The organism is Streptomyces sclerotialus (genome assembly GCF_040907265.1).
In the GTDB taxonomy this organism is placed as follows: Bacteria; Actinomycetota; Actinomycetes; order Streptomycetales; family Streptomycetaceae; genus Streptomyces; species Streptomyces sclerotialus.
In genome coordinates, this window is sequence record NZ_JBFOHP010000002.1 from 2,580,459 (window position 1) to 2,595,439 (window position 14,981).

The 14,981-nt window shown below is 73.3% G+C and carries 12 protein-coding genes; 4 read left to right on the forward strand and 8 right to left on the reverse strand.

The genetic code is table 11. The features are described 5' to 3' along the window. Nucleotides 1-271 precede the first annotated feature (271 nt). The 4 genes from AAC944_RS11485 to AAC944_RS11500 form a co-directional block, all read right to left on the reverse strand. The gene (locus tag AAC944_RS11485; RefSeq protein ID WP_196943116.1) at nucleotides 272-2,026 is read right to left on the reverse strand and encodes a choline/carnitine O-acyltransferase; all 1,755 of its coding nucleotides are present in this window, start codon (nucleotides 2,024-2,026) and stop codon (nucleotides 272-274) included. A 98-nt stretch (nucleotides 2,027-2,124) separates the two neighbouring features. Next, on the reverse strand, nucleotides 2,125-3,006 hold the full coding sequence (locus AAC944_RS11490; protein ID WP_368397149.1) for a class I SAM-dependent methyltransferase: 882 nt from the start codon (nucleotides 3,004-3,006) through the stop codon (nucleotides 2,125-2,127). 88 nt (nucleotides 3,007-3,094) lie between these two features. After that, nucleotides 3,095-3,967: a HalD/BesD family halogenase gene (locus AAC944_RS11495; RefSeq protein ID WP_030617738.1), complete on the reverse strand. Its 873-nt coding sequence runs from the start codon at nucleotides 3,965-3,967 to the stop codon at nucleotides 3,095-3,097. Between the two features lie 186 nt (nucleotides 3,968-4,153). Next, on the reverse strand, nucleotides 4,154-4,663 hold the full coding sequence (locus AAC944_RS11500; protein ID WP_030617742.1) for a MarR family winged helix-turn-helix transcriptional regulator: 510 nt from the start codon (nucleotides 4,661-4,663) through the stop codon (nucleotides 4,154-4,156). A 210-nt stretch (nucleotides 4,664-4,873) separates the two neighbouring features. Between AAC944_RS11500 and AAC944_RS11505 the strand changes: the two genes are divergently transcribed. The 3 genes from AAC944_RS11505 to AAC944_RS11515 all read left to right on the forward strand — a co-directional run bounded on the left by AAC944_RS11505 (nucleotide 4,874) and on the right by AAC944_RS11515 (nucleotide 7,379). Next, on the forward strand, nucleotides 4,874-5,287 hold the full coding sequence (locus AAC944_RS11505) for an organic hydroperoxide resistance protein (RefSeq protein WP_030617747.1): 414 nt from the start codon (nucleotides 4,874-4,876) through the stop codon (nucleotides 5,285-5,287). 184 nt (nucleotides 5,288-5,471) lie between these two features. After that, nucleotides 5,472-6,500, forward strand: a complete 1,029-nt coding sequence (gene glnII, locus AAC944_RS11510) for a glutamine synthetase (RefSeq protein WP_030617750.1) — start codon at nucleotides 5,472-5,474, stop codon at nucleotides 6,498-6,500. 336 nt (nucleotides 6,501-6,836) lie between these two features. Further along, complete coding sequence (locus AAC944_RS11515) at nucleotides 6,837-7,379, forward strand: winged helix-turn-helix domain-containing protein (protein ID WP_030617753.1); 543 nt, start codon at nucleotides 6,837-6,839, stop codon at nucleotides 7,377-7,379. A 63-nt stretch (nucleotides 7,380-7,442) separates the two neighbouring features. On the opposite strand, the gene AAC944_RS11520 is transcribed toward AAC944_RS11515, so the two are convergent. The 4 genes from AAC944_RS11520 to AAC944_RS11535 form a co-directional block, all read right to left on the reverse strand. Further along, entirely contained in the window at nucleotides 7,443-8,879 is a 1,437-nt protein-coding gene (locus AAC944_RS11520; RefSeq protein ID WP_037772600.1) for a PepSY-associated TM helix domain-containing protein, read from the reverse strand. 70 nt (nucleotides 8,880-8,949) lie between these two features. Then, nucleotides 8,950-9,723, reverse strand: a complete 774-nt coding sequence (locus AAC944_RS11525) for a hypothetical protein (RefSeq protein WP_051871950.1) — start codon at nucleotides 9,721-9,723, stop codon at nucleotides 8,950-8,952. 63 nt (nucleotides 9,724-9,786) lie between these two features. Then, the gene (locus AAC944_RS11530; protein ID WP_368397150.1) at nucleotides 9,787-10,644 is read right to left on the reverse strand and encodes a lysophospholipid acyltransferase family protein; all 858 of its coding nucleotides are present in this window, start codon (nucleotides 10,642-10,644) and stop codon (nucleotides 9,787-9,789) included. After that, the gene (locus tag AAC944_RS11535) at nucleotides 10,641-11,432 is read right to left on the reverse strand and encodes a GNAT family N-acetyltransferase (RefSeq protein WP_030617764.1); all 792 of its coding nucleotides are present in this window, start codon (nucleotides 11,430-11,432) and stop codon (nucleotides 10,641-10,643) included. The genes AAC944_RS11530 and AAC944_RS11535 overlap by 4 nt, the downstream gene beginning before the upstream one ends. A 334-nt stretch (nucleotides 11,433-11,766) precedes the next feature. Here AAC944_RS11535 and AAC944_RS11540 point away from each other — a divergent pair, with 334 nt between their 5' ends. Then, nucleotides 11,767-14,895 carry an alpha-N-acetylglucosaminidase gene (locus tag AAC944_RS11540; protein ID WP_438272792.1) on the forward strand — a complete coding sequence of 1,043 codons (3,129 nt, stop codon included), beginning with the start codon at nucleotides 11,767-11,769 and terminating at the stop codon, nucleotides 14,893-14,895. The last annotated feature ends 86 nt before the right edge of the window (nucleotides 14,896-14,981 follow it).

Here is a 14,981-nt window from a genome sequence, read left to right on the forward strand (position 1 = left end):
TCTGAGGGAGGGAAGGTACAGGGATGTGAGCAGACTCCGACATTCCGGGCATGCGGGAGGCACGGCAGGAAGGTCCGTCTGAGTAAGGGGGTCCCCGGCAGCGGCAGCGCACGCGCGCGCCCGGCCCACCGGGACGGTCCACTCTGACACACCGCCCCGGGGCCGGGGCAAATCCGGCGCCACCAGCACATTCGTGAGTGATACATCCATGAGGGCCGCCACCCCGGAGCGGGGTGGCGGCCCTCGGTGTGCCGGGGCGGAACGGGACGCGCTACTCCCCCGCCAGCAGCTCCCGGAGTTCGGTGACCGCGGCGCTGAGGTGGCCGGCGAAGGCGTGCATCTGGTCGGCGACCGGGCGGGGGGTGCTGAGGTAGAGGTTGAAGCGGTCGGGGAGGAGGACGTACGCGATGCCGATGCAGCGGCTGCTGGTGGAGCCGAAGCCGAAGTACTGGATGTACTCGGAGGGGGCCGAGCTGGTGCTCAGGTAGTCGTCGCGCATGACGGTCCAGCCCGGGGAGCGGTAGAGGGCCGGCTGCTCGGTGATGCCCAGTTCGGCGCCGCGGCGGCGCTGGATGAGTTCCAGCTCCCAGAGGTGCTGTTCGGGCGCGTCGCCCGCCTGGCACTCCTTCGCGCGGGTGACGTGTGCGGTGGCGGCCGCGCGGAAGGCCGCGCGGCGGGTGCCGGCGTCGGCCGCCGGGTCCTCCATCGCGGCCACGAACGCCTGGATCTCGGGGGTGACGACGCGCATGGCCTCGGTGCGGCCGCGCCGCCACTGCCGGGTGGCGATCGATTCGTACGTGGCTCCCAGCCTGCCCTTGGCGCGCTGATGGGCGAGCTGGTACGCGAGCTGGACGAACGCGTCGGGCGAGACACGCAGGGCCTTGGCCGCGGTGGAGCCGAAGTCGTCGAAGGAGACGGTCCGGGTGGCGGTGTCGGCGCCGTACTGCGCGAAGGCCTCGGCGGCGGTGCGGATCTGTGCCTGGAGGGCGTCGTCCAGGTGGAAGTGGAGCGGGGCGAGCTCGGGACGGCCCTGGGAGCGGGCGCCGGACTCGCGGGACTGCTCCTCGGCCGGGGTGCCGAGGAGGGTGTCGACGAAGCTGAGGATCGTCGTGCCGTCCAGGCCGCAGTGCTCGACGTTGATGCCGGCCCGGCCGTCGGCGAAGACGACGAAGGAGACGGCCTTGTCGAACCAGCGGTTGCCGCGGTCCCCGTAGAGCAGTTCGTCGCAGGTTTCCTGGGTGTCGGCGGGCGCGAAGTCCTCCAGGCAGACGCAGAAGAGGGCGGTCTCGATGTCGTCGAGCGCCGCCGCGTTGCCGGGGTGGTACGCGCGCAGCGCGTCGCGCGCCGCCGCCCATTCGGCGCGGGCCATGGTGGTGAGGTGGCCGACGGAGGTGCCCGGCGCGGCCGGTTCGGTACCGGCCTTCATGACGGCGGCCAGGCCCGCTTCGAGGTCGGCGAGGCCGTGCGGCGTGCCGTCGGCGCCGAGGACGTCCATGCGGTACATCGCGCCCCGGAAGAACACCACGACGTGGCGCGCGTCGGAGGGGCCCGGCCACTCCTCGGAGTAGGGGTGGCGGACCGTGTCCTGCTGCGCGCCCGGGATGCGGGTGGTGGAGAAGAGGTACTTGTTCTGCTCCATGGTCTGCGGCGCGCCGCGCAGCACCACGGGCGGGATCTCCTCCCGGTCCAGCCGCCGCTTGTAGGCGACGGCCGCGGCGATGAGTCCGGCCGCCCGCGCCACCTGGGGCTGCCCGGTGTCCTGGAAGAGGAAGAAGAAGTTGGCGTTGAGGGCGATCCGGTCCCGGCGGCCGAGGTAGCGGTACGGCCAGAAGGTGTCGAGCCAGCTGTGCACGCCCGGCGTGCTGTCGTACCCCTCCAGTGCCGCCTGGAGGACCGGCCCCGGCCCGTCCGGGCTGCGGAAGGCGGCCACCTCCGCCTCGGTCGCCGCCCGCTCCTCGGGCGTCAGCAGCGGTCCGCACCAGGCGAGGAACCGCTCGCAGCTGTCCGCCAGGGAGGGCAGCGGCACCCGCGGCAGGGTGTCCTCGTGGACGAAGGTGGAGGGGGCGGCGGAGCTGGACGGGGCGGCGGTCGCCGGGGTGGCGGTGGCCGTGGACCGACTGGGGTTCAAAGCTGCTCTCGATTCGGGTCGTGACGGTCAAGGGACCTGGTGCGTCCGAGGGACCTGGTGCGTCCTGCCGGGCCGTACGGCCGGGAGACGTAGAGCTGTGCGTAGAGCCAGCCTTCCGCTTCCAGGCCGGTGGCATCCACTCCGGCTTCCGACATCGTGTCCAGGACGAGCGCCTGTTCCTCCGGGGAGGCGAACCGCCGCTGTTTGAACATGCCGTCGACGCGGGTGGTCTCGTAGCCCAGGGCGGCCAGTTCGCGCTCGACCGGGTCGAACGGGAACATCCGCAGCACGAAGTGGGCCATCCAGGGCAGGTGGCCGCCCTGCGCGCGGACGACGCGGGTGAGCGTGCGTTCGGTGACGTAGCCGATGCAGCCGGTGGAGAACACCAGGTCGGCGCCGGTCAGCCGGTCGCGCTGGTCCGGCGTGGGGTCGTGGCTCTCCAGGTCGGCGTGGACGGTGTCGTCGAGGAAGCCGGCCTGCCGCGCGTACGACAGCGCGTTCTCGGAGGCGTCCAGGCCGACGACGCGCGTGGGGTGCGCGGGCCGGCGGGCGCGGGAGAGTTCGCGGTCCCGCGTCAGCAGCTCCTCGCGCGTGAGGCCGGCGGCCGGGTCGCCGCCGTAGCGTGCGTACAGCTCGTCCATGGTCACGTCGTACTTCAGCAGGGCGGCGTTGATGCCGTAAGAGCAGCCGATGTCGACGACCTTGGGCACCGCCACCCGGTGGATTTCGCGGTACTCCTTGACGAACTTGGCGAAGTACGGCTTGGCGAGCTGCGGTACGCAGTAGTCCAGCGTGCGCAGCACCGTGAAGTACGCGCGCGGGTCGGGCTGCGTGTAGATGTGGTCGAGCGAGACTTTTCCGGTCGTGTCGAAGCGCACGGGGTTGCTCCTCCGTGGATCGCGAGTGGGAAAACGTCCTGCGGTGTGCTGCGGGGCGCCCTTCCGTCGGAGCATGCCCCGTGGCCGCTCAGTCCAGCAGCTGGTCGCCCCGCACGGCGCGGCGCTCGGCCGCCGCCAGGTGTTCGGGGAGCACCCGGCCGAAGAGCTGGCGGGTGCGGGCCACGCTGCCGATGACGCCGGGGCGCTCGCTGTACGCGAAGATCGCCGAGTGGCGTGCGGTGTCGCCCTGCACGGGACTGACGCGGTGCAGGGAGTAGCGGCCCTTGAAGAGCTGGAGGTCGCCGGTGTGCAGCGGAAGGCGGCGGATCAGCCGCTCGCCCCGCCCTTCGAGGACGTCGCGCACGTCGTCGAAGTGCTCGTCCTCGGCGGAGCGGATGCCGGGGCAGTACTCGAAGGCGCCGCCGGCCTCGGCCTCCTGGGTCAGCATGCTGACGGTGAACTCGTTGGTGTCGAAGTGCCAGGGGTGCTCCCGGCCCGGTTCGACGACGTTCAGGACGAGCCCGGCCAGCGGGTCGGCGAGTTCGTGCAGCTCCGGGAGGCCGAAGCAGCGGGCGATGAAGGAGCGGAACGCCTCGTGGGTGTAGAGCTGGCTGATGAGCGCGGCCTGCGGGATGCGGTCCCGGGCGACGAAGGCGTTGCCCCGTTCGAAGGGGATGCGGCCGGGGTGGTCGGCCGGGAGCGAGTCGTCCACCGCGATGTTGTAGACGTTGACCGTCTCGACGTCGTAGTGCGCACGGGGCGCGAGCGCCGAGCACTCCTGGCGCAGCAGGTCGCGCAGCTCCGCGCGGACGAAGTCCGGCAGTACGGTGCAGCCGAGTTCGGCCAGGTCACGACGGGCCCGGGCGATCACTGCCCGGCCTTCGGCCCCGGCCGGTTCCGTCAGGGGGTAGCGGGTCGTGTCGACCACCTGGTCGAGCGTCATGGCTTCCAGCGTGCTCATGCGATCCTCTCCACGCGCGGGCGGACTCCCCAACTCTACGGATGAGTAACGCAGTTGAGGTGCCACAGTGGCACTTTGCCGGCTGTGACACGTCACACGGGCCCGGCAGGCATACCTGCCGGGTGAGTGGAGAAAGCCGGGCGGCCGTACGCCACCTGCCGAATCAGGTGCGGCCCCGGTGCGGGATCAGGTGCACTCCGGGCCGTCGAGGGAGGCGGCGTCCAGGGTCTCCGTCAGGGCGTTCAGCCGGCCGCGGAGGTCGGCCAGCTCGGCGAGGGGAAGGCCGGTGGCGGCGGCGATCCGGCGGGGCACCTCTTCGGCGCGCGTACGCAGGGCGTCCCCGTCGGCGGTGAGGCGGACGGTGACCGAGCGCTCGTCGGCGGCGCTGCGCTCCCGGCGGACGAGGCCCGCCGCCTCCAGGCGCTTGAGCAGCGGGGAGAGGGTGCCGGAGTCGAGCCGCAGATGGGCGCCGATCCGCTTCACGGGCAGCTCGCCGTGCTCCCAGAGGACCAGCATGACCAGGTACTGGGGGTAGGTGAGGCCGAGGTCGCGCAGGGCGGTGCGGTACAGGCCGCCGAACGCCCGGGTCGCCGCGTGCAGCGCGAAGCAGATCTGCTGGTCGAGGCGGAGGTGGTCCTGCGGCGCGGTCTCCGTCCCCGGGTCCGTGTCCGCCCGGCCGGCCCCCTTCTCGGTCATCCGCTTCCCCGCCGTCTCCTTCTCCGCCATACGGCCAGCCTATCCGGCTGCTTTGCGCGCTCTCCGATCGCGCGCACCACCATTGCACACACTACGGTGGCGCACATTTAAGTTGTGCACCACTTAATTGTGTGCTGTAGTAGCGGCGTCAGGGAGACCGGGGCCGGATCGCCGGCCGGCCGGCCCGTATCTCGGAGAGGGATGGTTCTGATGAGCGCTCTGTACACCGCGGTGGCCACGGCCGACGGACGCGACGGCCGCGCCGTGAGCTCCGACGGGCAGCTGGACCTGGCGCTGGCGATGCCGCCCGCGCTCGGCGGCAACGGTGCGGGCACCAACCCCGAGCAGCTGTTCGCGGCCGGTTACGCCGCGTGCTTCGCCGGCGCGCTGGGCCTGGTCGGCCGGCAGGCGAAGGCGGACACCAAGGACGCGTCGGTGACCGCGGAGGTCGGCATCAGCTCCGACCCGGCCGGCGGCTTCGGCCTCTCCGTCACCCTGCGCGTCGAGCTCCCCGACTCGCTCGCCGGCGAGACCGGCGCGCAGCTGGTGAAGCAGGCGCACGAGGTCTGCCCGTACTCGAAGGCGACCCGCGGCAACATTCCCGTGGAGATCGTCGTCGAGTAACGCGGACGCTATGCCCGGTTACCTCCGCGAACGCCCCGCCCCACTCGGGGTGGGGTGCGTCACTCGAGGTCCTGAGTAACACGGGGTTCACATACGAGCAATGGCAGGGAAACGGCCCGTTGCCACTGTGCACGAGTACGCCCGCACGCGTATTCGTACTACCCCGCAGGAAGGGCAAGCCCCCGTGACCATCAAGGCCGAGTACATCTGGATCGACGGCACGCAGCCGACCGCCAAGCTCCGCTCGAAGACGAAGATCCTCTCGGAGCGCGTCGACACGGCCGAGCTGCCGCTGTGGGGCTTCGACGGTTCCAGCACCAACCAGGCGGAGGGCCACGCCTCCGACCTCGTGCTGAAGCCGGTCTTCTCCTGCCCGGACCCGATCCGCGGCGGCGACCACATCCTCGTCCTGTGCGAGGTGTTCAACACCGACATGACCCCGCACTCCTCCAACACCCGCGCGGCCCTGCGCGAGGTCGCGGAGAAGTTCGCGGACCAGGAGCCGATCTTCGGCATCGAGCAGGAGTACACCTTCTTCGAGGGCACCCGCCCGCTCGGCTTCCCCGAGGGCGGCTTCCCCGCCCCGCAGGGCGGCTACTACTGCGGTGTCGGCGCGGACGAGATCTTCGGCCGTGACGTCGTCGAGAAGCACCTGGACAACTGCCTCGCCGCCGGCCTGGGCATCTCCGGCATCAACGCCGAGGTCATGCCGGGTCAGTGGGAGTTCCAGGTCGGCGCGCTGCCGCCGCTGGAGGTCTCCGACCACATGTGGGTCGCGCGCTGGCTGCTCTACCGCACCGCCGAGGACTTCGGCATCTCCGCCACCCTGGACGCCAAGCCGGCCAAGGGCGACTGGAACGGCGCGGGCGCGCACACCAACTTCTCCACCAAGGCGATGCGCGAGGGCTACGACGCGATCATCACCGCCTGCGAGGCGCTGGGCGAGGGCGACAAGCCGCTGGAGCACGTCCGCCAGTACGGCACCGGCATCGAGGACCGCCTGACCGGCGCCCACGAGACCGCCCCGTGGGACCAGTACAGCTACGGCGCGTCCGACCGCGGCGCCTCGGTCCGCATCCCGTGGCAGGTCGAGCGGGACAAGAAGGGCTACATCGAGGACCGCCGCCCGAACGCGAACGTCGACCCGTACGTGGTCACCCGCCTGATGGTGGACACCTGCTGCACTGCGCTGGCGAAGGCCCTCCAGGTCTGATCCGGCGCCGCCCCGGGCGAGAGCCTGCGGCCACGCAACTCCCTTGAGGGGCGCCCCGCTCGACGCGGGGCGCCCCTCGCGCATGCGGGTCCGCATGACGGGCGGACGAAGGACAGATCAAGTCCGGTCTGGTTCAATGGGGGCATGGCCAGCCTCAACGACAGCGCGACGGGTCGCACCGACCTGGAGCCCTTCTGGCCGTCCCGGCAGGATCACCTCTTCGACCGTCTGTGTTGCCGCGCGCACTGAGCGCGGGCCCGCAACGCACCCACAGACACAGCCCTGCCCGCGCGCACGACGTCCCTGACGCCCCTCTGCGCGAAAGAGCTGACCTCGATGACGAACGTCCGACCCCTTCCTGCCACTCCCCCGACGGCCACCGTTCCCGCCCCGCCCCGGCTGCGTGCCGTGGCCCCCGGCGAAGTACCGCCGGTCGCCGACCTCCTGGGTGCCGACGCCACCTGGTTGCCGGCTCCCCCGCACACCCTGCCCGAGCTGCCGGGCCGGCCCCCGATGGTCGGCTACCTCGTCCTCGTACCGGCCGCCGAGAAGCCGCTGCCGGAGCCGGCGGCCCCGGCCACCGTCTACGGCGACGGCGGCCTCCAGGTCGACCCGGAGCGCCGCACCGTCCACGTCCAGGGCCGCCAACTGGAGCTGACGTTCCTGGAGTTCGAGCTGCTGGCCCATCTGGTGGCGCACCCTCAGCGGGTGCACACCCGCGATCAGCTCGTGACGACGGTGTGGGGTTACGGCCACGTCGGCGACGGCCGCACGGTCGATGTCCACATCGCCCGGCTGCGCCGCAAGCTGGGCCCGGCGCACCGCGCCTCGATCGTCACGGTGCGGCGGGTCGGCTACAAGTACGTGCCGGTCTCCTGACGGAAGGCCCGCGGGGCCCGGCCGGTGCGGCCGGGCCCCGCGGCCCGTCGACGGACCGCCGCCTCAGACGATCCGGGCACGCCGCCGGGCCAGGGCACCGGCGCACACGTCGAGCACCAGGAAGCCGAGCAGCGGTATGCCGAACAGCGGCAGGAACCAGCCGACCAGGGCCGCCACCGCCGCCATCGGCAGCAGCACCGATACCGGAACCTGCCGCCACGCCCCGCGCGGGTAGGCGCGGCCGCCCCTGCATCCGGGGTCGCGGCGCGGGCGGCGCTGCCACCACATCCGGTACCCCCAGAGGATCAGCAGGATCAGCGCGACCATCAGGGCGGCCAGCGCCACCTGGTTGGCGAGGCCGAACAGCAGGCCCATGTGGAGGTCGATCCCCCACCGGGTGGCCTTGGCGAGCAGCGGGTGATCGGCGAAGTCCAGCCGGTCGGTGACCCGTCCGCTCGCCGGGTCGACCGCGATCGAGTCCAGGCGCTCGGGCCACTCCTTGTCGGTCTGCTGGACGACGTAGGCGGGCGCGGCGGCGGTCGGTACGCGCACCTCGACGGGTCCGTCCAGGCCTTCCTGCCGCGCCGTGCGCAGGGTGGCGTCGAGTCCGGCGAGCGGACGGGCGCCGGTGCCGCCGTGCCCGGCGTGGCCCTCGTGCCCGGCGTGGCTTTCATGCCCGGCGTGCGCGCCGTGGTCCGTGCCCGGCGTCTCCGCCGCGCCGGGGATCTCCGTCGACACGGCGGGGGTGGCGCCGCCGAGCGCGTCCTGCACCCGGCCGATGTGCTCGCCCGCGTACGCAGACCAGGTCAGGCCCGTCGCCGACAGCGCGACGAGGCCCACGGCCGACCACAGGCCGACCGTCCCGTGCCAGGACAGCGTGCGCCGCCGTCCCGTCGTACCGCGCAGCCGCCGCGCGGCACGCCGCCGCCCGAGCCACAGCAGCACCCCGCCGAGCGCGACCACCCACAGCCAGCTGGCGGCCAGCTCGCTGTAGAGCCGGCCGGGCTCGCCGAGCAGCAGGTCGCGGTGGAGGTGGTCGAGGGTGGCACGCAGCGGCAGCGCGCCGGAGCTGCCGTAGCTCTCCAGCGCCCCGCGCACCTCGCCGGTGTACGGGTCGACGAAGACGGCCAGGGAGTTGTCGTCCGCCAGCCCCGGCGCGTCGAGGATCACCCGGGTCGTGGCGCCGGGCCCGTCGGACGGTCGGACCGCCGTCAGCGTGCCTTCGGGGTGTTCCCGCAGGGCGGCGTCCACCTGGCGGGAGAGCGGCAGGACGGAGTCGCCGGGCTCGGTGCGGAGTTCGTGGGCGTACACGATCTTCTCCGCCTGGAGGGAACCGGCGTACAGCAGGCCCGTCACGGCGGCGACGAGCAGGAACGGGGCGATGAGCAGTCCCGCGTAGAAGTGCAGCCGCAGGACGAGCGGGCGCAGTGCGGGCCATCCGGTGCGGCGGGGCGGCGGCTCGGCGGCCGCGTGCGCGCGGGCAGGGTCGAGTACGGACATGGTGATGCCTTCACCTTTCAGCGGCGGACATGAGGAATGTCCGCGCCACGGCCGTGTCCCGGCCCGGTCCTCAGTGGGGTGGGCGCGGTCCGGCGGGCGCGGTGACATGGAGCACCGCGCCCGGTGGCGGGCCGCGCCGGCTGACGGCGTCGGCGATCAGTTCCCAGCGGGGCACGCGCGGCCGGGTACGGACCGGGATCCGCTGCCGGCGTTCCGGCGCGGGGCCCGAGCAGACCGCGACGAGGAGCCGCAGCGCCCGGAAGGCGAGGGCCGCCACGCACCGCAGCAGCTGGAAGAAGGCGGCCTCGCCGTGCCGCAGCCAGAGCGCGCAGAGCAGGGCGGCGAGGAGATGGGCGGCCGTCATGCCGGCGGACATACCGCCCGCCATGTCGTGCCCGGCGTGCAGGGCGGCGCCGTCACCGGACATACCGGCCATGGCGTGCCCGGCGTGCATGCCCGCCGTCCCGTGCGAGCCGGTCATCCCGTGCGCGCCTGTCGCGCCGTGCGTACCCGAAGCGCCGTGCATCCCGGCCGTACCGGACATGCCGGACGTCATCGGGTCACCGGCCGGGTGCGCGTGCCCGGAGCCCTGTGCCGCGGCGAAGGCCAGGTGCAGGGCGGCCTGTACGGTCAGCACGCCGCCCGCGATGGCGGGCAGGCCGCGCTGCCGGCCGGCGGCGAGCCAGGCCGCCGCGCCGACCACGGCGAAGGCCGCGCCGAGCACACCGGGCGGGATGCCGTGCCCGGACATGACCGCGTGCCCGGCCGCCGCCAGCACCACGCACACGGCCGCGAAGAGCGCGGCACGCACGGCGCGGAACGGCGGGCGGGCGTCGGAGGTCACGGGCCGCAATCCTGTCACCCCCGCACACCCCCGCCGCCCCCGGGTGGGCCGCCCCGGACGGCGTCAGGCGTGCACGGCCGGCTCCCGGTACCGCGGCCCGAGCACCACCGCCTGGGCGGCCGCCGCCAGTTCCCGCCGGTCCCGCCCGGCCGAGGGCAGCGGCGCGTGCACCGTGACCCGGGCGGTGAGCCCGCCCGCCGCGAGCACCCGGCGCAGCGAGGAGGCCAGGTCCTCCTCGCCGACGAAGGAGGCCACCGTGGAGGGCGCGCCGTGCTGGAGGTACCGGACGGTGACCGGCCGCACCGGCGCGCCCGCGTCGATCGCCGCCTGGAACGTGGCGCGCCGGAACACCCCGGCGGTCGCCGAACACCACGTCGTGGCCTGCGGGAAGACCACCACCGAGCGGCCGTCGCGCAGCGCCGCCGCGAGGTCGGCCACCGCGAGCGGCAGGGCGCGCGGGCTGCCCCGGTCGAGGAAGCGGGTACCGGCGCGCCGGGCGAGCGGGCCCATGACGGGCCAGCCGGCGACCTCGCGCTTGGCGAGCATGGGGACCGGCTCGACGGCGAGCAGCGCGAGGATGTCCAGCCAGGAGATGTGGTTGACGACGACGAGCGTGCCGGTCCGGCGCGCCCCGCCGGCTTCCTCCGCCGCGACGGTCAGCAGCGGGCCGTCGTGTGCCAGCGCCACGCCGAGCGCCCCGAGTGCGGCGCGCGCGTGCCGCCGCAGCCGGCCGGGCTCGGCGAGCCGGTCGCGGTCGGCGGCGGCCCGCAGCAGCACGTGGGCGAAGGAGGCGGCACGGCGTGCGGTCCCGGCGAGCGGCACCCGGGGCGCGCCGTGGGCGATGCATCCGGACGTACAGGTGGAGAAGGTGTCCCAGACACCGGGCCGTACGGTGCCGGGCGCCGCGGCCTGGGCGCTCACCGCTGGTCGCCCAGGAAGAACCGCCGGTACCGGTCGCTGAGCCGGTCCATGTCGAGCACGACGAAGAAATCGGCCACGTCGAACTCCGGGTCGTGCGCGGGGGCCCCGCACACCCAGGCGCCCACCCGCAGGTAGCCCCTGAGCAGGGGCGGCAGTTGCGCGTAGGCGACGGCACCGGCCGCGGCGGAGGCGGTGCCCGCGTCCGGCAGCCAGGGGCGGTGCGGCCGTACGCGCAGTTCTTCGGGGGCGGCGTGCTTGGTCCGGCCCAGTTCCCATGCGGCCCGGGCGCACCGCCCGCCGTCGGCGAGCGGTACGGACGCGCAGCCGGCGAGGTAGCGGTGGCCGGACAGCAGGGTGTAGCGGGCGAGCGCCGCCCACATCTGGTTGATGACGGCACCGGTGCGGTGGTCGGGATGGACGCAGGAGCGGCCGGCCTCGATCAGCGAGGGGCGCAGCGCGTCCAGGGCCGAGAGGTCGAACTCGCCGTCCGAGTAAAGGCGTTCGCTGCGTCCGGGCGGCAGCAGCCGGTAGGTGCCGACCACGTCGCCCGTGGCGGTTTCGGTCACGATCAGGTGGTCCGCGAGGTCGTCGTGGTCGTCGATGTCGTGGCCGGGCAGCGGGGAGTGCAGCGTGGCGCCCAGCTCCTCGCCGAAGACCTGGTGGCGCAGCCGCTGCGCGGCGCGGATCTGCGCGGTGGAGTCGGCGATGGCGGTGGTGTACGCGGCGGGGACGTGCGGGGTGGGGTGGGGTTGCGGGTACGGGGTCGTCGTCGGAAGAGATGTGGACATGACAGCTCCGATCCGGGTGAGCGGGGTCCGCCCGGCCGACTGTCCTCCCGCCCGCCGTCCCGTCGCGTGAAGCCCAGGAGGAGCGCGGGTAAGAAACCGCCGAACACTGGCCCCGAAGGGCCGGGGCAACGCCCGGCGCCGAAGCCACGTGGGCGTCCGGACGTACGCCCGCCCCCTTTCACTCCACTGGCTCACACCAGCGACATTCGGCGCGTTCTGGTCGTATCAACATCCTTGGTTACGAGCTGATCGGCCGTTAGCGTTTCCCCTCGCACGTAACCGTTGATACTGCCGAGCAGTGGGGGCATGCGTGAGCCACGTCACTAGACGCAACGTGTTGGGTACCGCCGGCGCCCTGGGTGTCACCGCCGCGATCGGCGGGCATACCCCCGCCATGGCCGCCTCCGCCGTACCGGAGCCGGCGCGCCCCGCGGGCCCGACGGGCCGCGCACCCCTCGCAGCTCCCTTCGACACCGCACCCGCGCGCGCCGCGCTCCAGCGCCTCCTCCCCCAGCACGCCGATCAGTTCCGCCTCACCCCCCAGAAGCGGGCCGCCGGTACCTCCGAGCGGTTCCGCGTCACCGGCGCCCCCGGCCGCATCGAGGTCACCGGCACCAGCCCGGCCGCGATGCTGACCGGCGTCAACTGGTACCTGAAGTACGTCTGCCAGGCCCACATCTCCTGGGCCGGCGAACAGCTGGACCTGCCGGCGAAGCTGCCCGCACCCAAGAGCCCGCTGGAGCGTTCCACCGCGCTGGCCCACCGCTTCGCGCTCAACGACACGCACGACGGGTACACCGCGCCGTACGCCGACTGGCGCAGCTGGGAACGGATGATCGACGTCCTGGCGCTGCACGGCGTGAACGAGGTGCTGGTCACAACCGGTTCCGAGGCCGTGTACCACCGGGTGCTCAAGGACTTCGGATACTCCGACGCCGAGGCACGGGCCTGGCTGCCCGCGCCGACCCACCAGCCGTGGTGGCTGCTGCAGAACATGAGCGGCTACGGCGGCCCGGTCAGCAAGGAGCTGCTCGCCAAGCGCACCGACCTCGGCCGCCGGATCGCCGAGCGGCTGCGGTCGCTGGGGATGCACCCGGTGCTGCCGGGCTACTTCGGGACCGTCCCGGACGGTTTCGTGAAGCGCAATCCCGGCGCCAAGGTCGTCCCGCAGGGCAACTGGGCGGGCCTGAAGCGGCCGGACTGGCTGGACCCGCGTACGCCGGTCTTCGCGAAGGTGGCACGGTCCTTCTACCGCCACCAGAAGGAGATCTTCGGCACCGTCCGGCACTTCAAGATGGACCTGCTGCACGAGGGCGGCAACCCCGGCGACGTACCGGTGCCGGCCGCGGCGAAGGCCGTGGAGCGGGCGATGCTGGCCGCGCACAAGGACGCCGTCTGGGTGATCCTCGGCTGGCAGGAGAATCCGCGGCGCGACCTGCTGGACGCCGTCGACCACCGGCACATGCTGATCGTGGACGGCCTCTCGGACCTGGAGACGGTTCAGGACCGGGAGAAGGACTGGGGCGACGTGCCGTACGCCTTCGGCACCATCCCGAACTTCGGCGGCCGGACGACCATAGGGGCCAAGACCCACATGTGGGCCGAACGGTTCACGAAGTGGCGGGACAAGAAGGGCAGCAAGCTCGTCGGCACGGCGTACATGGCCGAGGCCGCCGAGCGGGACCCGGCCGCGTTCGAGCTCTTCAGCGAGCTGGCGTGGCGGGACGAGGCGGTGGACCGCGCCGCGTGGTTCGACGGATACGCGGACGCGCGGTACGGCGGCCGGGACGCCAGGGCGCGGGCGGCGTTCGCGGCGCTGCGGGAGAGCACGTACGAGATCAGCAGCAAGGACGGCCGGCCGCACGACTCGGTCTTCGCGGCGCGCCCGTCGCTGTCGGCCCGGTCCGGCACGCACTACGCCACCCACACCCCCGCGTTCGACCTGGCGCGGTTCGACGTCGCGTTCGCCGCGCTGCTGGGCGTCCGGCCCGCACTGCGGAACAGCGACGCCTACCGGCTGGACCTGACCGACTGGGCCCGGCAGGCGCTGGCGAACCGTTCCTGGCAGCTGATCCCCCAGCTCCAGGAGGCCTACACACGCAAGGACCTCGCCGCCTTCCGCGCCCTCGCCAGGCTCTGGCTCCAGCTGATGCGGCTGAGCGAGGAGATGACCGGCGCCCACCGGCACTTCCTCCTCGGCCCCTGGCTGGACGCCGCCAAGCGGATGGCGGCCGACGACAAGGAGGCCGCGCAGCTGGAGCGCACCGCACGGGTGCTGATCACGACCTGGGCGGACCGGCCCACCGCGGACGGCGGGAAACTCGCCAACTACGCCAACCGCGACTGGCAGGGCCTCATCGGCGACTTCCACCTCCCGCAGTGGCAGCGGTACCTGGACGAGCTGGAGGACGCGCTCGCCGCCGGCCGGAAGCCGAAGACCTTCGACTGGTACGCCATCGAGGAGCCGTGGACCCGCGAGCGCAAGGACTACCCGCTGCGGCCCACCACGGACGCCTACCGCACCGCCCGGAAGGTGCACGACGTGCTGGCCAAGGCGCCGTACCAGGGCCGGGTCCTCGTCAGCGCGGCACCGGCCGCCATGGAGCCCGGCGGCTCGACCACGCTCACCGCGACCCTGCACAACCTCAGCGGGCTGCGGGACACCGGCCGGGTGGACTTCGCGCTGAGCGGGCTGGACGCCGAGGACCGCGGTCCCGTCTCCCTCCCGTCGATACCGGCCGGCGGCAAGGGAGACGTCGACTGGCGGGTCGCGGCACCCGCCGAGCCCCTGACGTCGCCGCTCAAGCCGATGCCGTACGAACTGACGGTGAGTTACGGGCCGAAGGGCGAGACGGCGGTCTCGACGGTGCGCACGGGGTCGCTCTTCGTGGCCGGACCGCTGGACGACGACCTGCGCACGGTCACCACCAACGAGGCGGTTTTCGGTCAGCTCGACGGGCGGTTCGCCATCGACGGGGCCGGCGCCGACCTGTGGAAGGCCACCGCCGAGTTCGGTGCCGTCTACCGCGCGGGCGCGCTGCGCGCGGGCGGCTCGGTGACGGTGAAGGTCACCGAACAGACGGCCACCGGGCCCTGGGCACGCGCCGGCATCGTCGTGCGCAACGACCTGGGGAAAGCGGGCTCGACGGGGTTCGTGAACCTCTCCGTCACCCCGGCCAACGGTGTCGCGCTGTCCTACGACACCGACGGCGACGGCACCCTGGACCGGTACGAGCGGGTCACGGGCGTCAAGGCGCCGGTGACGCTGCGGCTCTCGCGGGAAGCGGGCGGCACGTTCAAGGGCGAGTACTCCACGGACGACGGCACCACCTGGCGCGCCGTCGCCACCGCCACCGTGCCCGGCGCGGCCGACGCGCAGGACGCCGGCCTGCACATGTCGGCGGCCAACGGAGGCTCGGAGGCCCGCGGCCGGGTGGAGTTCAGCGACTGGCGTACCGACTGACCGGCCGGCCACGGCACGGTGACGACCCCGGACGGCGGAACACTGTCCGGGGTCGTTCGCACGCTCCCCGTGACCGGCCCGCGCGG